This is a genomic window from Kutzneria buriramensis, assembly GCF_003387475.1.
GTDB lineage: Bacteria > Actinomycetota > Actinomycetes > Mycobacteriales > Pseudonocardiaceae > Kutzneria > Kutzneria buriramensis.
The window spans coordinates 448,150-468,163 of record NZ_QUNO01000003.1 but is presented as its reverse complement, the minus strand read 5'-3'; the positions used below and the strand labels follow the sequence as shown (position 1 = coordinate 468,163).

The window sequence follows — 20,014 nt, the reverse complement described above, 5'->3', positions numbered from 1 at the left end:
CGGCGCTGGCGCGTATCAGGGCTATGAAGAGGTCTTCGCGCCTTGGCGTGCTGGCGCTCGCCGCCGTCCTGGGCGCCGGCGGCGCGTGCGCCCACGTCTTCGCGCACCGCGCGCCCGCGCCGGAACACCACGTGGTTGCCAAGCCCGTTCTCTCGCACGTGCTGCCGTTCAACGCGAAGCTGACGTCTCACGACATTCCGCAGCTCGACGGCAGCGTCCGCAGCGGCGCGTGCAGCGGCTCCCTCATCGCGCCGCAGTGGGTCGTCACCGCCGGGCACTGCTTCCACAGCATCGTCGGCACTCCCGACAGCGGGCCGCCTCGGTACCACATGACCGTCACGCTCGGGAAGCTCAAGGACAGCGACCCCGGCGGCGACACCGCCCAGGTCGTCGACGTCCGCCAGTCCCCGGTCAACGACCTCGCCGTGGTGCGCCTCGACCACACCATCACCGACATCGTCCCCCTCGCGCTGCCCACCGGCCCACCCACCGTCGGCGAGCCCCTGCAGTTCGCCGGCTGGGGTTCCACCTCGCCGACCGTCGTCGCCCCGTCCGACCACCTCAAACGCGGCACCTTCACCGTGGCCGCGCTCCACTCGTACACCCTCGACGCCGCCCCCACCGTCGCCCGCACCGTGGAGAACAGCCCCTGCCCCGACGACTCCGGCGGCCCCTTCTTCGTCTCCTCCGACGACCGCACCGGCACCCTTGTCGCCATCGTCAACAACGGCCCCTCCTGCCCCCAGGCCGGCCTGGAGGTCGTCGCCCGCCTCGACGTCGTAGCCAACTGGATCCGTCAGCAAATGGCGTGACGGTGGGGTCTCGATGCAGGGAAGGACGCCTTACCTGCGTTCAACGAGGGTAAGGCGTCCTTCCCTGCATTGCCGGGACCGGCAAGCACGTGGCGGCCGTCGGCGCGCTCCGGCTGGTCGATCAAGGTGTGCTGGGCCTTGACGAGGACATCGACACGTACCTGAAGTCGTGGCCGGTAGCCCGTGAAATGTGCCGTGATCGTGGCGGGTTGTGGCCGGTGACGTGCGGCGCGAGCTGGGGTTGTACGCCTTCGGGATGACGTCGGTCAGCCTCGGGTACGACGCCGGTTCCCGCCCCCGAGTGGATGTTGACGCGGGCCGCCGCGCCATAGGTTCTGCCTCATCGACTTCCAGGTGAGGAGCAAGCATGTCTGCTGTGGCGTCCGACGTCGGACTCCGTACCGCGGTCCAGGCCCGTGAGCTGGTGAAGGTCTACGGCCGGGGCGACACGGCGGTCCGCGCGCTCGACGGGGTGAGTGTGGCCTTCGCGGCCGGCCGGTTCACGGCGATCATGGGGCCGTCCGGCTCGGGCAAGTCGACCCTGATGCACTGCTTGGCCGGCCTGGACTCGGTGGACAACGGCCAGGTCTACATCGGACAGACCGACATCACGAAGCTGTCGGACCGGGACCTGACCCGCCTGCGCCGGGACCGGGTGGGCTTCGTGTTCCAGTCGTTCAACCTGCTGCCCACCCTGACGGCCGAGCAGAACATCCTGCTGGGCCTGGAACTGGCCGGCAAGAAGCCGGACCGCGCCTGGTACGACACGATCGTCGACACGATCGGCCTGCGCCAGCGGCTGAGCCACAAGCCGAGCGAGCTGTCGGGCGGCCAGCAGCAGCGGGTGGCCTGCGCCCGCGCCCTGGTGGCCCGGCCGGAGGTGGTCTTCGCGGACGAGCCGACGGGCAACCTGGACTCCCGCTCCGGCGCGGAGGTGCTGGACTTCCTGCGCATGTCGGTGCGCAAGCTCGGCCAGACGGTGATCATGGTGACGCACGACCCGGTCGCCGCCTCCTACGCGGACCGCGTGGTGCTGCTCGCGGACGGCCGGCTCGCCGGCGAGATCAACCAGCCCACCGCCGACTCCGTGCTGTCGGCCCTCAAGCACCTGGGAGCGTGATGTTCCGGGCCACGCTCGCGGGTCTGCGCGCCCGCACGGCGCGGATGGTGCTGTCCTCGATAGCGATCATCCTCGGCGTCGCCTTCGTCAGCGGCACGCTGATCCTGGGCAACGCCCTCAACCAGCAGGTGCACGACGAGTTCGCCCGCCAGGCCAAGGGCGTCGACGTCTCGGTCGGCATCAGCCACGCCACCAACGCCGGCGACAACACGAAGATCACCCAGGACACCATCGACTCCGTCCGCAAGATCCCGGGCGTCGCCGGCGCGGACGCCCGCGGCGGCGGCGACATCGCGGTGATCAAGCCGAACGGCAAGGCGGCCTCGGCCTTCGTCGCCACCATCGAGAGCACGCCGCAGCTCCAGGAGTTCGACCTGGTCTCGGGCGCCTTCCCCAAGGCGGACAACGAGATCGGCCTCGACGAGCGGACGGCCAAGAGCCTCGGGCTGGGCGTCGGCCAGAAGATCTCGGTGCTCGGCCCGGACGACAAGCCCGTGCCGCTGACCGTGTCCGGCACCTACAGCCAGGGCAGCAACTCCCTGTCGCTGTCGGACATGCAGGTGCTGCTGACCCCGTCGGCGCTGTCCAAGCTGGACAAGCAGTCCGGCCTCTACCAGATCGTGGCGGCCGCGGCCCCGGGCGTGAGCCAGCAGGAGCTGGCCGACCGCATCTCGGCCCAGCTGGGCAAGGCCTTCTCGGTGCAGACCGGTGACGCGTTCACCCAGGACACGCTCCAGCACGCCGGCCAGGGCAGCGGCGGCCTGACCCAGTTCATGCTGATCTTCGCGCTGATCTCGCTGGTGGTCGCGTCGATGGTCATCTACAACACCTTCACCATCCTGGTGGCCCAGCGCACCCGGGAGCTGGCGCTGCTGCGCTGCATCGGCGCGGAACGCCGCCAGGTGTTCGGCAGCGTGCTGCTGGAGGCCTTCGTGATGGGCCTGGTCGCCTCGGTGATCGGCCTGGCCGCCGGCATCGGCCTGGCCGCCCTGCTGGAGAAGGCGATCGGCTGGATCGACGGCTCGGCGACGTCGGTGAGCGTGCCGATGACGGCGAGCGTGGTGATCGCGGCCTTCGCGATCGGCGTGCTGGTGACGGTCGTGTCGGCGGTCCTGCCGGCGCTGCGCGCCACCAAGGTCGCCCCGCTCGCGGCCCTGCGCAGCCAGCTCGACACCCACGACGACGTCCGCCGCACCGGCGTGCTGCGCATCATCAGCGCCGCGGTGCTGCTGCTCGGCGGCGCGGGCATCATCGGTCTGGGCATGGGCCTGAAGGACCAGCCGAACGCGACGCTGTTCACGGTCGGCGGCGGCACCATGGTGATGCTGCTCGGCGTGATCGTGCTGGGGCCGCTCATCGTCGGCCCGGTCAACAAGCTGCTGGGCGCGCTGCCCAGCCTGCTGTTCGGGGTGCCGGCGAAGCTGGCCACGGCCAACGCCGGCCGCAATCCGCGGCGCACCGCCGCCACGACCGCAGCGCTGGTCATCGGCGTGACGATCGTGACGATGGTGACGGTGGTGGCCAACAGCGGCAAGCAGGCGGCGGCCGCGCAGGTGGACAAGCGGTTCCCGGCCGACTTCGTGGTGAAGTCCTCGGTGTACGACCACGCGCTGCCCGCCGACCTGGCCACCAATCTCCGCTCGAACGGCAAGATCGCCCAGGTCGCCCCCAGCCAGATGGCGGCGGTCAACGTCGGCCAGATCGGCGACGAGGAGGCCACCGGCATCGACCCGTCGGCGATCGGCACCATGGTCAACCCGAAGATGGTCAGCGGCGACCTGCACCAGCTCGGACCGGGCACGGTGGCACTGAACAAGCAGGCCGCGGGCACGGTCAAGCTGGGCGACCAGCTGGTGGTCAGCACCCCGGACGGCAACAAGACGCTCAAGCTCGTCGCGGTCTACGACGCGCAGCAGCTCACGGACGTCCTGGTCACGCTGGACACGCTCACCTCGGTCGCGCCGAAGGCCACCGGCTACTACCAGATCCTGGTCAAGGTGAAGCCGGGCGTCAGCACGGCCGACGGCCAGGCCGTGATGGACCAGGCGACCGCGAACATCGCGGTGGCCGACGTGACCAGCGCGGCCGCGACCAAGGACCAGCTCAACAGCCAGATCGACAGCCTGCTCGGGCTGATGTGGGCGCTGATCGGGCTGGCGGTGGTGATCGCGCTGTTCGGCATCGCCAACACCCTGGGCCTGTCGGTGCTGGAGCGGACCCGTGAGTCGGCGCTGCTGCGGGCGCTGGGCCTGACCAAGGGCCAGCTGCGGCTGATGCTGGTGATCGAGTCGGTGCTGATGGGCGTGATGGGCGCCCTGATCGGCGTGGTCCTGGGCGGCGCGTTCGCCTGGGTGCTGATCGAGGCCCTGTCGAACCCGGAGCTCCAGCTCGGGCTGGCGATCCCGGGCGGCCAGCTGGGCGTGCTGCTGCTCGCGGCGGTGATCGCCGCGGTGTTGGCGGCGCTGATGCCGGCCCGGCGCGCGGCGCGGATGTCGATCGTCGCCGGCATGGCCGAAGCCTGATCCACGAAGCTAATTTCCAGGCCGGGTGGCGCTCGTCCGTCGGGGGACGAGCGCCATTCGTGTTCGTGTAACCGCGTGGTGTATCCACGGTAGGGCGGCGCTCTCCTGAAACCCAGGTGGCGAACGTCCTGGGGGACACATGGAGCTCCGGCTGCTCGGACCGGTGCAGGCGAGGATCGGCGACGCGACCGTCGACCTCGGGCCGCGGCAGCGCCGGCTCGTGCTGGCGGTGCTCGCGATGGAGGTGAACCGGCTGGTCCCGGTGGACCGGCTGGTGGAGCTGGTGTGGCCGGTGCGCGCGCCGCGCACGGCCGCGCACGCGGTGCGGGTGTCGGTGTCGAGCATCCGGGCGCTGCTCTCGGAGGCCCAGGTCGACCCGGACGAACTGACGGTCGTCACGCGCGGCTCCGGCTACCAGCTGCGGGCCGACCCGATGCTGATCGACGTGCACCGGTTCCAGGCGCTGGTCGCCCGGTCGAGGGACGGCGCCGACGACCCGTCCCGGCTGGCCCTGCTGGACGAGGCGCTGGCGCTGTGGCGGGGCCCGGCGCTGGTCGACACGGCCGACCCGGAGATCGTCGACGAACTGGTCGGCGGCGTCACCGAGACGCGGCTGACGGCCCAGGAGGACCGGTTCGACATCCTGCTGCGGCTCGGCCGGCACCAGGAGGCGCTGAGCGAGCTGCCCACGCTCGTCGACCTGCACCCGACCCGGGAACGCCTGGTCGGGCAGCTGATGCTGGCCCTGCACCGGGGCGGCCAGACCAGCCGGGCGCTGGCGGTGTCGCGGCGGACCCGGGCGCTGCTCGCCGAGGAGCTGGGCATCGACCCGAGCGAAGACCTCAGCCGGCTGGAGCTGGCGATCCTGCGCAACGACCCGACCCTGACGGCCAGCCGCGCCCAGCCGCGGGTGGAGCTGACCGCGCCGGCGCTGCTGCCGCCGGCGATCGGCGACTTCACCGGCCGGGAGGACCAGTTCGCGGCCCTGGACGAGGCCGGCGCGGTGAAGCTGGTCGTCGGCACGGCCGGCGTCGGCAAGACGGCCCTGGCGGTGCAGTGGGCGCACCGGGTGCGGGCGAAGTTCCCGGACGGCCAGCTCTACGTCAACCTCAACGGCTACTCGGTCGGCCCGCCGGTGCAGCCGTTGCAGGCGCTGTCGCAGTTCCTGCGCGCGGTCGGCGTGCAGCCCGACCGGGTGCCGGTCGACCTCGCCGAGGCCACCGGCATGTACCGGTCGCTGCTGGCCGACCGGAAAATGGTGGTGCTGCTGGACAATGCCGTCAGCGGCGAGCAGGTGCGGCCGCTGCTGCCGGCCGGCCCCGGCTGCCAGGTCGTGATCACCAGCCGGTCCCGCCTGGACGGGCTGGTCGCGATGGACGGCGCACAGCGCCTCGCGCTGGACGTGCTGTCACCCGACGAGGCGATCTCCTTGCTGCGCAACATGATCGGCGGCGAACGCGTCGACGCCGACCCCGCCGCCGCGGCGTCGCTGGCCGCCACCTGCGCGCATCTGCCGCTGGCGCTGCGGATCACCGGGGCGCAGCTGGCGAGCCACCCGTGGCGGCAGATCGCCGATCACGTCGCCGCCCTGGACCAGGGTGACGTGCTGGCGTCGCTGCGTATCGACGACGACGAGCACAGCGCCGTCCGCGCCGCCTTCGACCTGTCGTACTCCGGTTTGAAGCCGGACGCCCAGGAACTGTTCCGCCGCTTGGGTTTGGTGCCGGGTCCGGACGTGAGCGCCGAGTCCGCGGCGGTGCTGATCGAGGCGACTCCCCACGACGCCGCGGCGCTGCTGGACCGGTTGGCCGCCGCGCACCTCGTCGACCAGCCGGAGCCCGGCCGCTACACGTGCCACGACCTGTTGCGGCACTACGCCCGCGAACGGTCCGGCGAGCAGGACAGCGCCGAGGAGCGGGAAAGCGTGCTGTGCCGGCTGCTGGAGCACTACCTCCGGCACGCCCGCGCGGCCGTCGGCGTGCTGTATCCCCATGTGCTGCAACTGGTTTCGCCCACCGAGAAGCTGTTCGACGACTTCGCGTCCGCGCTGGCGTGGCTGGACGCGGAACGAGCCGGCATGGTCGCCGCCGTCCACCACGCGGCGCGCGCGGGGCTCCGTGAGCAGGCGTGGCTGCTCGCCGACGCCATTCGCGGTTACCTGTACGCGCGCGGCGAGATCGCCGACTGGTTCGCCACCGCCCGCCTCGCGCTCACGTTGTCGGCCGAGAACCCTCGGGCCAAGGCGGCGGCGCTGTTCAGCCTCGGCACCGCGCACTACGCCGTGAACCAGTACGCGGAGGCGATCGAGCTCTGCACGTCCGCGCTGGAGCTGTGCAAGGAGACGGGCTGGCTCTACGGGCAGGCGTGCGTGCGGAACAACCTCGGCCTGATCAGCGAGTCCACCGGCGAGCTGGCGCAGGCCGCCGCGCACTACGAGCAGGCGCTGCGGATCGGCCTGCGGCTGGGAAACCGGTTCACCGAGGAGATGGCGCTGGTCAACCTCGGCATGGTGTGCCAGGCCCGCGGGGAGTCGGAGCGGTCGGTGGACTTCTACCGGCGCGCTCTGACCGTGCAGAGGGAGATCAACCCGCGCGGCGAGGGCACGGTGCTGGTCTACCTCGGGGCGGCGCTGTGCCTGCACGGGGACCTGGACGAGGCGTTGGCCAGCTGCGTCGCCGGGCTGGCCGGCAGCCGGGAGATCGGCGCCCGCAACGACGAAGCCCACTCGCAGGTGACCATCGCCAAGATCCAGCACGCCGCCGGACGCCGTGACGAGGCGCTGGCCGCCGCCCGCGCCGCCATCGAGATCGGCGCCGACATCGCCGACCTGCGCACGGAGGCGTGCGCGTGGACCGTGCTCGGCGCGATCCTCGGCGGCACCGTGGAATGCGAGCGGGCCGTCGCCCTCGCCCGGTCCATCGGCGCGCGGTACGACGAGTGCGAGGCCTTGATCACCATGGCCGTCAACCTGGTGCCGGTCGGCGGGCTGGAGCAGGCGACCCTGTACGCGCAACACGCCGTGAGCATCGCTCGCGACGTCGGCTACGGGGCGCTGGAGGGGCGGGCGCTGTCCGTGCTGGCCGACATCGCCTTGCGGGGAACGCATTCCTGGCGGGCCGTCGACCTGGCGACGGAGGCGTTGTCCGTGCAGCGGCGGTGTGGAGACCGGCTCGGCGTCGCGGCGACACTGTGCGTGCTGGGCATCGCTTTACGGGCCAGCGTCGGCCCGGGCGCCGCCCCGCCGCACTGGCGCGAGGCCCGGGACCTGTACGCCCGCTGCCACGCACCCGAACCCCCGCGGCTGAAGGCGTTGCTTGGGGCATAAGGAAAGGGCACCCCTTCGGGATGCCCTTTCCTCGCGTCAATGATGTTTTGTCGGCGTCGTGTGGGTGACGACGCCGGGGCCGCTGGAATGGCCGTGCAGCCAGAGGTACAGGGCGACGATGAGCACGACGATGCACGCCAGCACGAACAGGAAGATCTTCATCTTGCTGTACGGGCGCTCGCCGTGCACCTGCCCGGTGCGGCCGTTGACCAGGATCTGCCAGGACTTGCCGCCGTAGAGGTAGCAGGCGATCCAGATCGGCAGCAGCATCAGCTTGAACGTCAGCGCCGTGTAGTTGGTGTTGACGCCGTCGACCCGCTGCTCGTCGCCGCCGATGTCGCGCCGGCAGTCGTCCCGGATCACCGAGTCCATCCGCCGCTTGGCCTCGTCGAGGCCGGTCTCCGGCTCGATGTCGTAGCGCAGCGCGTGCAGGCCGGCCAGGTACTGCGGCTGGTACGGCGCGGCGTCCGGCAGCGGCCACGGCGCGATGGCGTCGACCTTCGCCGGCGGCACGACCATGCTGGCCGGCACCAGGACGTCGTCGAAGAACCGGCTGACCTGCCCGGAAACCGGGTACCAGCGGGTCTTCTGCACCTGTCTGGTCTCGGTCCGGCCCTCGCTGTTGGTGAACGTCTCGGTGACGTAGTAGTGCTCGCCGCGCGCGCCGGAGTAGCTGGAGTACGTCTGCGAGTCGTACGTCCAGTGCGGCACGTAGGTGCCCCGGGTGGACTCGGCCTCGCTGACCTTCTTCAGCGCGTTGGGCGCGAACCACCGCGACTTGATCCAGCCGCGCAGCGCCTCGCGCACGCCGTTGCGGTCCAACACGAACGGCAGCACGGCCTCGGGCGCGATCTGCCCGCTGGCGTTGGGATCCATCACCAGCGGCGAGCCGCAGAACTGGCACAGGGTCGCGGACTCGTTGCTCTGGGTCTGCGCCGCGCAGCGCTGGCACACGTACACGTACGCGCCGAGCTGCGCGACCGGCTTGCGCGGCAGGGTGGCGAGCTCGGCTAAGGCGTGCTCGCGGATCTGCCGGTCGCCGACGGCGATCTGCTGCTCGTACCCGCAGTACGGGCAGCGCATCGCCGTGGTGCCGGGCGCGAACTCGACACGGGCGCCGCAACCGCCACAGGGGAACGCCCCGGGGGTGACGGTGCCACCGGGGGTGATCGGTCCGGTCATCGGGTCACGCCTGCGGGGGCAGCGGCGGCGGGGTGGCGCCGAACAGCGACGCCAGCTCCGGCACCTGCGCGGCCGGCGTCCACTGGCCCATGCCCTGGTGCCACACCAGGGACTGCGGCGTCAGCACGCCGGAGCTCACCTGCTGGGCGAGCGCGGCCGGCTCGAACGGGCCGAGCTGCTGGCCGTTCGCGCCGACGTACCACTGGATCTGCGGCGGCAGCGGCGGCGGGCCGGCCGGCGGCGGGGCCTGCTGGTAGCCCTGCTGGGGGTAGCCCTGCTGCGGCTGCTGGTAACCGGGCTGCTGGTAGCCAGGCTGCTGGTAGCCGGGCTGCTGGAACTGCTGCCCGACCCGCTGGCCCAGCGCCATGCCCAGGCCGACGCCGAGGCCCTCGCCGGCGCCGCCGGGGTTGTTGGCGGCGTCCTGGATCGCGTTCGCGGCCTGGAACTGGGTGTACTGGTTGAGGTCGCCGACGATGCCCATCTGGGTGCGCTTGTCCAGCGCGGCCTCGACCTCGGGCGGCAGCGAGATGTTCTCGATGACGAACTTGGTGATCGCGATGCCGACCGACGCCAGCTCCTGGCTCAGCGCCGGGGCCAGCCGGTCGCCGATGGTGCCCTGCTGGGTGGCCAGGTCGAGCATCGGCACGCCGGCGGTGGCCAGCGCGGTGCCCAGCCGGCTGACGATGATCTGCTTGAGGTAGTCGCCGACCTCCTCGGTGCGGAACTGCGGGTCGGTGCCGGCCAGCTCGCGCAGCAGGGCCGGCGGGTCGATCACCCGGATCGCGAACGCGCCGAAGGCGCGCAGCCGGACCATGCCGAACTCCGGGTCGCGCAGGATGACCGGGTTCTGCGTGCCCCACTTGAAGTCGGTGAACTGCCGGGTGTTGACGAAGTACACCTCGGCCTTGAACGGCGAGTTGAAGCCGTACTTCCAGCCCTTGAGCGTGGACAGGATCGGCATGTTCTGCGTCTGGAGGGTGTACATGCCGGGCGGGAACGCGTCGGCGATCTGGCCCTCGTTGACGAACACCGCCGCCTGCGACTCACGCACCGTCAACTTGGCGTTCATCTTGATCTCGTTGTCGTAGCGGGGGAACCGCCAGACGATGGTGTCCCGACTGTCGTCGGTCCACTCGATGATGTCGATGAACTCGCCCTTGATCTTGTCGATCAGGCCCACGTGTACCCCCTGCTCCTCGCCGTCGCGGCACCCTACCAATCCACGTCAGTCGTCGTCCCGAGAAGCACCGTTACGGGTGGCGCGCGCCGTCCAGCGCACGCTCGTCACCTGTGGCTCCATGCTCAGCCGCGACACCGCCGACTCCATCTGCTTGTCGTCGCGACTGTCCGTGAGCAGGTCGGCACGCACCTCGACGTAGCCCTCGGCCGTGCTGTTGCGGCTGGACACCGACTGCAACTGGAACGAGGTGCCGGTCATGGACTGCACCAGCAGCGCGCGGATGTGCGCCTCGGCCTCGTCCTTGGTGACGGCCATGAAGGTGTACGAAGTCGTGGTCTCCTCGCCGGAGGCCGGCGTGCGGTCCACCGCCCGGCCGACCCACCGCAGCACCACGTTGGCCACCAGCACCACCACCGTGCCGGCCACCGCCGGCTGGTACAGGCCGGCGCCGGCCAGCGCGCCGACGGCGGCGGAGCACCAGAGCGTGGCGGCGGTGTTCAGGCCCCGCACGTTCAGGCCGTCGCGCATGATCACGCCGGCGCCGAGGAAGCCGATGCCGGACACGATCTGCGCCGCGACCCGGGTCGGGTCCGCGCTGGCGTGCCCGGGCACGGCGTCGAAGCCGTACCCGGACAGCAGCACGAACAGCGTGGCGCCCGCGGCGACCAGCGCGTTGGTCCGCAGCCCGGCCATCCGGGCCCGGTACTGCCGCTCGAAGCCGATCGCGGCGCCGAGGCCGACGCCCGCCAGCAGGCGCAGCGACATCTCCAGGGTGTTCACGAGAATTCCTCACAGCCAGGTGGCGAACTTGCGTACGTAGAAGGTCTTCACGGCCTGCACCAGCGCGCAGTAGCCCACGAGTGTGGCGGCCAGCCAGGGGAAGTAGGTGGCGGGCAGCTGTACCAGACCGAAAAGCCCCGTGAACGGCAGCGCCAGCCCGATCGCGGCGGCCGCGGCCGTCGCGACGATCACCGGCAGGGCGGCCCGGGAGCGCCGTTGCGTGCGGATGACGTGCACGATCAGCAGCTGCGACAGCAGTCCCTCGACGAACCAGCCGGTCTGGAAGGTCGCGGGGTCGTAGTGGCTCATCGCCGCGAACAGGACGAGGTCGAACAGGGAACTGAGCGGGCCGACCAGGAGCATGAACCGGGCGAGGTCGCCGCCGGCCCACTTGCGAGGAGAGCTCACCTGCTCACGATCCACGCCATCCCACGGGATCGCCAGTTGAGCTACGTCATACGCCAGGTTCTGGACCAGCAGCTGCACCGGCAGCATCGGCAGGAACGGCAGGAACACGGCCGCCGCGAGCACGCTCAGCACGTTGCCGAAGTTGGAGCTGGCGGTCAGCTTCACGTACTTCATGGTGTTGGCGAAGGTGCGCCGGCCGGCAAGGACGCCCTGGGCCAGCACGGTGAGGTCCTTGTGCAGCAGGATCACCTCGGCGATGTCCCGCGCGACCGGCACCGCGCCGCCGACGGAGATCGCCAGGTCGGCCTCGCGCAGCGCGAGGGCGTCGTTCACGCCGTCGCCGAGGAAGCCGACGGTGTGGCCGGCTTCCTTCAACTCGCGGACGATCTCCGCCTTGCGGGGCGGCGTCGCCCGCGCGTGCACGGTGGCGTCCGGGATGCCGATGTCGCGGCAGACCTTGCGGGCGACGCGCTCGTTGTCGCCGGTGACGACGACGATGCGGACGCCCAGCTCGGTCAGCTGCTGGATCGCCGTCGCGGCGGACTCCTTCGGCGGGTCCCGGAAGAACAGGTGGCCGACCAGCTCGGCGCCGTCCTCGTCGGCGAGCTGGTAGATCTCGCGGGGCTCGATCTCCTTGCACCACAGGCCCAGCACCCTCGTGCCGTGCTCGGCTTGTGCGTGGTCGACGGCGCCCTTGGTGACGAGCAGGTGCCGACCCTCGGTGTCTCGGACGATCACCGACATCCGGCGGCGCTCGTGGTCGAAGGGCAGCTCGTCGACCAGCCGCCAGCCCGCCTCGAGGATGAGCCGGTGGTCCGGCTCCACGGCGTCGATCACCGCCCGGTCGAAGGGGTTGCGCAGGCCCGTCTGCAACGCGGAGTTGAGGTAGGCGAGCTCCAGCGTCCGGTCGTCGGTGTGCTCGAGTGTGATCCGGTCGTCGGTGAGCGTGCCGGTCTTGTCCACGCACAGCACGTCCAGCTGGCCGAATTCGTGCACGGCCCGCAGCCGCTTCACGATCACCTGCCGCTCGGACAGCTCGACGGCGCCCTTGGCGAGGTTGGTCGTGACGATCACCGGCAGCATCTCCGGCGTCAGGCCGACGGCGACCGAGACCGCGAACAGCGCCGCCTCGGCCCAGTCGCCGTGGGTGAGGCCGCTGACCGCCAGCACGATCGGCGCCAACACCAGTGTGAACCGGATCAGGGTCCAGCTCACCGACCGCATGCCGGCGTCGGCGTCGCGGTCCGGCTGGGTCAGCCGCTCGGCGATGGCGCCCAGGTAGGTCTCGGCGCCGGTGCCGACCACCACCGCCGTCGCCGAGCCGCCGACCACCGTGGAGCCGAGGAAGCAGAACACCGGCGAGTCGAGCACGTTGCCGGCGATGTGGTCCGTCGTCACCGTCTTGCGCACCGGCAGCGACTCGCCGGACAGCGTCGCCTGCTCGACGACCAGGTTGTTGGCGGTGAGCAGCCGGCAGTCGGCCGGCACCAGGTCGCCCGCCTTGAGGTGCACGACGTCGCCGGGCACCAGCAGCTCCACCGGCAGTTCGGTGGTGACCGTCCCGGGCGGGCCGGCGAACCGTCGCGGCGAGCGGCTGCCGCGCCGGGCCACGGTGGCGGTGGTCGCGACGAGGGCCCGCAAACGTTTGGCGGCCTGGTCGGAGCGGTGTTCCTGCCAGCACCGGAGCAGCACGCCGACCAGCACCATCACGCCGACGGTGACCGCGCCGGCGATGTTGGCGGTCAGCGCCAGCACCAGGTCCAGGCCCAGCAGCAGGCCGACGAAGGGGCTGCGCACGCAGCGCAGCAGGCGGCCGGTCCAGCGCGGGCCGTCCGCCCCGGCGATGCGGTTGCGGCCGTGGCGGGACAGCCGGGCGTCGCGTTCGAGGCTGGTCAGGCCGGCCGGGCTCGCGCCGAGGTGGCGGATCAGCGTGCCGGCGTCCATCGACGCGAGTTCGGTGAGCGTCGCGGCGACGGCGTGCGTCGTCCTGGTCATGACAAGACTCCCAGTGGGCGTGGGCGATGGCCACGCGGCACTGGTCAGGCAGACAGGTACCGGGCGGCCGCGGAGCTGCGACTACTTCCGTCGGTACTCACCGCGACCACCTCCTCTCGTCACCCTCGGTCAGGGTAGCGGCACGGCTGCGACTGGCCGCGATTCTTGTCAACGCCTTGACAGTGAGCGCTGTCACGGTCAAGGTGAGAGCGCTCTCACCCACGCGCGCGTCGAGGAGGACGGACGATGGGCAGAAGCCGGACGGTCGCCGCCACCGCCGACGGCTGCTGGGACACCTTCGCCGGCTTCGGCCGGCCGGCCTACCGGTTCCCGGTGGCCTGGGCGGGTGTGCAGCCAGAGGGACGCGGCGCAGCGCCGCGGGCGTGCCTGGCCTTCTACGACCGGCTCGTGGACCGCCTGCTGGACAAGGGCGTCACCCCGATCGCCACCCTCTACCAGTGGGACCTGCCGCAGTCGCTGGACGAGGCCGGCGGCTGGACGAACCGTGAGACGGCCCTCCGGTTCGCCGAATACACCACGGCCGTGCACGGCGCGCTGGGCGACCGTGTGCGGCTGTGGACCACTCTCGACGAGCCGTCGCGCGCGGCGTTCCTCGGCTACGCGCACGACCCCGTCGCCGCGCTGCGGTCGGCGCACCACCTGCTGCTCGGGCACGGCCTCGCCGTGTCCGCGATCCGCGAGCAGTCGCCCGAGCACGAGGTCTCCATCGTCCTCAACCTGACGACCGTGGTCGTCGACCGCGACGACCAGCCGCACGCCACCGTCTTCCGCAAGGTCGACGGCCTGCGCAACCGCTTCTTCCTCGACCCCCTCTTCGGCCGCGGCTATCCCGCCGACGTCGTCGCCGACACCGCGTGGCTCGGCCGCTGGCAGGACGTCGTCCTGCCGGGCGACCTCTCCCTGATCGCCGAACCCGTCAACTGGTACGGCGTCACCTACTACGGCCCCACCCGCGTCGCCCCCGCCGACGACCCCGCTTCGGTCACCGGCGGCGCCCACCCCGGCCTTCGCGGCGTCCGCCTCCTGGCCCCCTCCTACGGCGAGCCGCTCGGCGAGTCCTTCGCCGACCTCATGCTCCGGCTGTCCATCGACTACCCCGAGCTCCCGCTCATGGTCACCGAGCAGACCGCCCGCCACCCCGCCGCAGTCGCCGTCTAACCCCCGCGAGTCGCGCTCACAGGCACACCGAATGCAGGTCTGAGGCACACGCCCGAGTCAGGCCGACTGGCGGTGCACCAGTTCCACGGGGAGCATCTGGTGACGGTGGCGGGGCTCCTCGCCGCGGATGAGGGAGTCCAGGCGGTCGACCATGGCCTGCACCTGACGGCCGATGTCCTGACGGACGGAGGTCAGCGGCGGGTCGGTGTGCGGGGCCACGGACTCGTCGTCGTCGAAACCGACCACGGCGACGTCCTGTGGAACACGCTTTCCGGCGGCCCGCAGCGCGGCCATCGCGCCGGCGGCCATGAGGTCGTTGGCGGCGAAGACGCCGTCGAGGTCGGGAACCCGCGAGAGCAGGGCGGTCATGGCCCGCTCCCCGCCCTCGCGGTTGAAGAACCCGCACTCGGTGATCTCGGCGAGCCGGCGGTCGTCGGCGCCGGTGGCGGCGCGGAAGCCGGCGAGGCGATCGGTGGCGGCGAGCTCGTCGACGGGACCGGTGACGCTGACGATCTGCCGGCAGCCGCGCTCGGCCAGGTACCGGGTGGCCATGGCGGCGCCGTTCTCGTTGTCGTTGTCGACGGTGTGCAGACCCCGCAGGGACCCCCACGGCCGGCCGCCGAACACGACGGGCAGGGAGAGCTTGCGGACGGAGGTGGGCAGGGGGTCGTCCTGGTGCGGCGTGAACAGCAGGGCGCCGTCGACGTGCCCGCCGGCGAGGAACCGCTGGGCCCGCAGCTGGTCCTCGGGGGTGTGCACGAGGACGAGGACCATCTGGGAGTCCCGCGCGCCGAGCGTCATCGCGGCGTACTTGACCAGGCCGGCGAAGTGCGGGTCGTTGAAGATCTTGGGCTGGGGCTCGGAGATGAGCACGGCCACCGCGCCGGTCCGCCGCGTGACGAGGGTCCGGGCGGCCTGGTTGGGCTGGTAGCCCAGCTCCAGCACGGCGGAGTTGACCGACTCCAGGGCCGAGGGGCTCACCTTGGGCGAGCCGTTGAGCACCCGGGACGCGGTCGCCCTGGACACGCCGGCCTTGGCCGCCACATCCTCCAAGGTGGGACGGGAGTTGGGGCGGTGCACGACCACGTCTGCTCCTCACGAGCCGCCACAGACTGGCGGCTTTCGTCAAGAAGCTTAACGCGAGAAGGGGTCCGTGGAAGCGCTCACACGGGTTACTGAACCGGTTCTGCGGAGTGTCACCGCCACCCTGAGCAACCCGTCCTCCACCCGCTGTCGCGAAGCGAGGCCGGCCCGGGCGGCCGTTCGGACGAGCGCGTCCTCGGCCGGCAGGCACCAGCCCACGAGCTCGTCGAAGTCTCCTCCGCGTGCCACGGCGGCCAGGTGCGTCAGCAGCGCGGCGCCGACGCCACGGCGCTGCCAGGCGTCCTCGACGAGCAGGGATACCTCGGCGACGCGGGGAGTGGTGGTGCCGATCAGCTGCCCGATTGCGATGACCTCGCGGCCGGCCAACGCCACGAAGGTGGTACCTCGTGGCGGGCTGAGCAACCGGTGCAGCCATCGACGCGGCACGGTCCGCACGCCGGCGTGGTAGCGGGCGAACAGGGTCCGCATCGAGCAGCGCTGGTGCAGGGCGGCGACTGCGTCGGCGTCGGACGGCTGCCCGAGCCGCAGCACGAGCCCGGCGCCGTCGGACGTGACGACGGCCCTGGGCGTCGGCACACCGGCCGTACGGAGCACCTCCAGCAGCGCGAACGCCCGGGCCAGCTCGGAGTCGGTGAAGGGTGCCCACTCTCGGCGTACGAGAAGGGCGCCGCCACCCGGAAAGCTGACCACGAACTGGTGAGGGTCGAGCGCCGACACACCCCAGCCGGCCATTTCCGGGCCGGATGTCACCGGAGAGACGGAATCCGCGCCCAGCACGGACCGCAGCGCCGACGCCAGCTCGGCGGGATCGGCCAGCACCCGGCCGGCGGCCCGCAGCGCGGCCGCCCGGTCGTCGACGAGGTCGTGCATCTCGGCGGGGGCGATGGACACGTCCCGGGCGCCCTCGCCGTGCACCAGCGACACGATGTCCGCCGGCTGCAAGCGGTCAGGAGCGGCGACGACGAGCTCGTCGACCACGCCGTCGGGCACGGGCAGCACGGAAAGCGCCAGCACGTTGCAGTTCTGGTCGGCCAGCCGGACCGTCAACCGGGCCAGCACGCCCGGGCTGTCGACCAGCCGCACTCGCAGTCGCCATGTGGAAGTGGCCATGACCCCACCCTGCCCGCGCGCTGTTTCCGACCGGTTTCGGTGGCGTGAGACCTCAGTGGGTGCAGAAGATCAGGCACGTCGTGGTGGTGGTCGCCGGCGGCGGCGCCGTGGTCGTCCGCGGCGGCGGCACGGTGGTCTTCGTGGTCGGCGGCGGGTTCTTGGTCGGCGTGTTCTGGTGGGTGTCCACCGGCGCCGTCGTGGTCGTCGTGGTCGTGGTGGTCGGCGTGACCGTGACGACCACGGTGGACACCTGGGTGCTCACCGTGGCCGGCACGGACGACACGACGGTCGGCGCCGGGTCCGCCTTGGCATCCAGCTCGTGCAGGTAGGCGCCGAGTAAACATCCGACGAGCGCCGACGCGCCGACCGCGACGGCCGACGACGCCACCAACGCGCGAACCACCGATCCTCCCTTGCACCCCAGGATTGAGCCGACAGTGCGCCGAGCGGAGTTACCGCTTGGTACGTCACGACTCCCCATAAGCTAGTCGGCCGGTCAAGTCCTGGGCTGAAGGCGTCAGGGCGTCGCCTTGGCCACGAACTCGGTGGTGTAGGTCTCAGTCAGCCGCACGCTGTCCTGCTTGCCCTTGACGTTGGGGGAGAACTGGCTCAGCACCTTGAGCACGTTCGCGGCCCCGTCGGCAGGCATCTTGCCATCGCTGTTGAACATGGACTTGGTGTCCGAGATGGCCTTCTCGTACAGGGACTTGTCGCTGCCGGCGTAGTCGGCGGGCATCTTGGCGGCGATCTCCGCCCCCGAGTGCGACCCGATGTACTGGAGCGTCTTGACCAGCGCGTTGGCCAGCTTCTGCACGACCGGCTTGTGCGCGTTGACGTAATCGCAGCTCATGTACAGCGAACTGGCCGGGTACAGCCCGCCCAGCGCCGCCGTGGTGCCCTCCTCGGTGCGCATGTCCAACATCACCTTGCCCTTGCCGGTGGCCACCAGCTGGGCGACGGTCGGGTCCGTCGTCATGCCGGCGTCAATTTGGCCGTTTTCCAGCGAGGCGACAAAAGTCGAGCCGGCGCCCGCCTTCACCTCCGTGTAGTCGGTGCCGGCGTGCAGACCCTGCCGCTGTCCCAGGTACTGGGTGAGGAAGTCGGTGGACGAGCCGAGGTCGGTCACGCCGAGCTTGCGGCCCTTGAAGTCGGCCGCGGACTTGATCGTGCCGGCCTGCGCCGGCGACACCATCTCGACCTCGCCGGGGATGTTGGCCAGCTGCACCACGCTCTCCAGGCACTTGCCCTTGGTCTGGAGGTCGATGGTGTGGTCGTAGAAGCCGACCACGCCCTGCACGTCGCCGGAGATCAGCGAGTTCTCGGCGCTGACGCCGGCCTGCTGGGTGGCCAGATCGACGGTGACGCCCTGCTCCTTGAAGTAGCCGAGCTGGTCGGCCAGCTTGGCCGGCAGGTAGATGACCTTGTCGATGCCGCCGACCATGATCCGCACGTGGTCGGCGCCGCCGGCCGACGCGGTGTCCGTGCGGGAGTCGCGGCACGCGGCCAGGCCGAGCACGGTCGCGGCGGCGACGACCAGCGTGACAGGGGTACGCAGGTTCATAGCTGGGCTCCTTGCTCGTGCGCCGCGGTCGGCCGCCACTTGAGCAGCCGCTTCTCGAGTGCGGTGAGGATCGCCTCGGCCAGCAGCGCCAGCACGGTGATGACGATCATGCCGGCGTAGATGCCGGGGGTGTCGAAATTGCCCTGGGAACGGGAGATGAGCAGGCCGAGGCCGGTTTCCGCGCCGACGACCTCGCCGACGACGGCGCCGATCAGGGCGAAGCCGAAGGCGGAGTGCAGCGAGGCCAGGATCCAGGACGTCGCGCTGGGCAGCACGATCGTGGTCAGCACCTGGAGCTTGCTGGCGCCCAGCACCCGGGCGTTGTTGATCAGGTTCCGGTCCACCTCGCGGGCGCCCTGGAAGGCGTTGAAGAAGACCGAGAAGAACACCAGGATGAAGGCCGTCGCGATCTTGGACTGCATGCCGAGGCCGAACCAGATCACGAACAGCGACGCCAGCACGATGCGCGGCACGGCGTTGAGCGCCTTGATGAACGGCGCGCAGATGTCCGACAGCAGCGGGCTGCGGCCGAGCAGCACGCCGAGCACGATGCCGGCCAGCGCCCCCAGCACGAAGCCGAGCACGGCCTCCTGCATGGTGGCGGCGATGTTCGTCCAGATCGAGCCCTGGCTGGTGCCGACGGTGAACCAGTCGACCAGCTTGGACCACACCTGGCTGGGCTTGGAGTAGAAGAACGGGTCGATCCAGTACGTGGCGGCCAGCTCCCAGCTGCCCAGCCAGGCCGCCACCAGCACGACCCGGATCGACCACACCTTGATGCGGCGGTTGCGCGCCGCGGTGGCGGCGCCGGTCAGCTCCCGGGCCGGCGGCGCGTCAACCGGCGACAACACTGCGCTCACGGGCCTTGTCCACCTCTTCCCGCAACGATTCCCAGATCTGCCGGTACATGAGCTGGAACTCCGGCGTCATCCGGATCTCCTCGACCAGCCGCGGCCGCGGCAGGTCCACCTCGAAGCTGGCCTTGATCGTCGCCGGGCTCGCCGTCATCACGATCACCTTGTCCGCCAAGGCGATCGCCTCGTCCAGGTCGTGGGTGACGAAGATGACCGAAGACCTGCTCGCAGGGTCGAGCGTTGATCCATCGGCGTTGGAGCCCGACCACAGGCGCAGCAGCTCGTCCTGCATCAGGGCCCGCGTCTGCACGTCCAGGGCGCTGAACGGCTCGTCCATCAGCAGGATCGACGGCTCGTTGACGAGCGTCGCCGCCAGCGCGACGCGCTTGCGCATGCCGCCGGAGAGCTGGTGCGGGTAGTAGCCCGCGAACGTGCCCAGCCCCACCTTGTCCACCCAGGCCCGGGCCTTCTCGCGGGCCTTGGCCTTGGTCATGCCCCGGTAGCGCGGGCCGGCGGCCACGTTGTCCAGCACGGAACGCCACGGCTGCACGGCGTCGTTCTGGAACATGTAGCCGATGCCGTCGGGGATGCCCAGCACGGGCTCGCCCCGTACCAGGGCGACGCCGCTGGACGGCGGTTCCAGGCCGGAGACCAGGGACAGGGTGGTGGACTTGCCGCAGCCGGTGGGCCCGACCACCGCCACGAATTCGCCCGGCTGCACGGACATGGTCAGTTCGCGGACGGCGGTGTGCACGCCGCCGGTGGCGCCGCGGAAGCGTTTGGTCGCGGCCCTCAGTTCGATGACGGGTCCGGTCGTCATTGGCCAGCTCCTCTCATTGGCGCAGGACCGTAGGTGGCCGGCGTCACGGTGCGAACCCTTGT

The 20,014-nt window shown here is 71.1% G+C and carries 15 protein-coding genes; 5 read left to right on the top strand and 10 right to left on the bottom strand.

What is annotated here, in order from left to right; genetic code table 11:
- The first annotated feature begins 23 nt into the window (after positions 1-23).
- From BCF44_RS10600 to BCF44_RS10585, 4 genes are all read left to right on the top strand, one after another.
- Entirely contained in the window at positions 24-812 is a 789-nt protein-coding gene (locus BCF44_RS10600; RefSeq protein WP_246014933.1) for a S1 family peptidase, read from the top strand.
- Positions 813-1,179: 367 nt separating this feature from the next.
- Entirely contained in the window at positions 1,180-1,932 is a 753-nt protein-coding gene (locus BCF44_RS10595; protein WP_116173999.1) for an ABC transporter ATP-binding protein, read from the top strand.
- Positions 1,932-4,454 carry an ABC transporter permease gene (locus BCF44_RS10590; protein ID WP_116174295.1) on the top strand — a complete coding sequence of 841 codons (2,523 nt, stop codon included), beginning with the start codon at positions 1,932-1,934 and terminating at the stop codon, positions 4,452-4,454. Before BCF44_RS10595 ends, BCF44_RS10590 begins: the two co-directional genes overlap by 1 nt.
- Positions 4,455-4,593: 139 nt before the next feature.
- Positions 4,594-7,779 carry an AfsR/SARP family transcriptional regulator gene (locus BCF44_RS10585; protein ID WP_116173998.1) on the top strand — a complete coding sequence of 1,062 codons (3,186 nt, stop codon included), beginning with the start codon at positions 4,594-4,596 and terminating at the stop codon, positions 7,777-7,779.
- Positions 7,780-7,815: 36 nt separating this feature from the next.
- Here BCF44_RS10585 and BCF44_RS10580 read toward each other — a convergent pair whose 3' ends face one another.
- From BCF44_RS10580 to BCF44_RS10565, 4 genes are read right to left on the bottom strand one after another with little or no spacing between them, the layout of a single operon-like run.
- A complete protein-coding gene (locus BCF44_RS10580) occupies positions 7,816-8,961 on the bottom strand; it encodes a TFIIB-type zinc ribbon-containing protein (protein WP_116173997.1) in 1,146 nt (381 codons plus the stop codon).
- 4 nt (positions 8,962-8,965) lie between these two features.
- The gene (locus BCF44_RS10575; protein WP_116173996.1) at positions 8,966-10,141 is read right to left on the bottom strand and encodes an SPFH domain-containing protein; all 1,176 of its coding nucleotides are present in this window, start codon (positions 10,139-10,141) and stop codon (positions 8,966-8,968) included.
- A 45-nt stretch (positions 10,142-10,186) separates the two neighbouring features.
- Positions 10,187-10,921, bottom strand: a complete 735-nt coding sequence (locus tag BCF44_RS10570; RefSeq protein ID WP_116173995.1) for an MgtC/SapB family protein — start codon at positions 10,919-10,921, stop codon at positions 10,187-10,189.
- 9 nt (positions 10,922-10,930) lie between these two features.
- Positions 10,931-13,324: an HAD-IC family P-type ATPase gene (locus BCF44_RS10565; protein WP_116173994.1), complete on the bottom strand. Its 2,394-nt coding sequence runs from the start codon at positions 13,322-13,324 to the stop codon at positions 10,931-10,933.
- Between the two features lie 246 nt (positions 13,325-13,570).
- Here BCF44_RS10565 and BCF44_RS10560 point away from each other — a divergent pair, with 246 nt between their 5' ends.
- Positions 13,571-14,503, top strand: a complete 933-nt coding sequence (locus tag BCF44_RS10560) for a family 1 glycosylhydrolase (RefSeq protein WP_116173993.1) — start codon at positions 13,571-13,573, stop codon at positions 14,501-14,503.
- Positions 14,504-14,560: 57 nt separating this feature from the next.
- Here the strand turns inward: BCF44_RS10560 and BCF44_RS10555 are convergent, their stop codons facing one another.
- The 6 genes from BCF44_RS10555 to BCF44_RS10530 all read right to left on the bottom strand — a co-directional run bounded on the left by BCF44_RS10555 (position 14,561) and on the right by BCF44_RS10530 (position 19,952).
- Positions 14,561-15,589: a LacI family DNA-binding transcriptional regulator gene (locus BCF44_RS10555; RefSeq protein WP_342775584.1), complete on the bottom strand. Its 1,029-nt coding sequence runs from the start codon at positions 15,587-15,589 to the stop codon at positions 14,561-14,563.
- A 48-nt stretch (positions 15,590-15,637) separates the two neighbouring features.
- The gene (locus BCF44_RS10550; protein WP_116173992.1) at positions 15,638-16,717 is read right to left on the bottom strand and encodes a GNAT family N-acetyltransferase; all 1,080 of its coding nucleotides are present in this window, start codon (positions 16,715-16,717) and stop codon (positions 15,638-15,640) included.
- Between the two features lie 52 nt (positions 16,718-16,769).
- Positions 16,770-17,120, bottom strand: coding sequence for a hypothetical protein (locus BCF44_RS54705; protein ID WP_147328456.1), 351 nt, complete (start codon positions 17,118-17,120; stop codon positions 16,770-16,772).
- A 114-nt stretch (positions 17,121-17,234) separates the two neighbouring features.
- Positions 17,235-18,278: an ABC transporter substrate-binding protein gene (locus BCF44_RS10540; protein WP_116173990.1), complete on the bottom strand. Its 1,044-nt coding sequence runs from the start codon at positions 18,276-18,278 to the stop codon at positions 17,235-17,237.
- Positions 18,275-19,138, bottom strand: coding sequence for an ABC transporter permease (locus BCF44_RS10535; protein WP_211352971.1), 864 nt, complete (start codon positions 19,136-19,138; stop codon positions 18,275-18,277). Before BCF44_RS10535 ends, BCF44_RS10540 begins: the two co-directional genes overlap by 4 nt.
- Positions 19,113-19,952, bottom strand: coding sequence for an ABC transporter ATP-binding protein (locus BCF44_RS10530; protein ID WP_116173989.1), 840 nt, complete (start codon positions 19,950-19,952; stop codon positions 19,113-19,115). Before BCF44_RS10530 ends, BCF44_RS10535 begins: the two co-directional genes overlap by 26 nt.
- Positions 19,953-20,014: the final 62 nt, after the last annotated feature.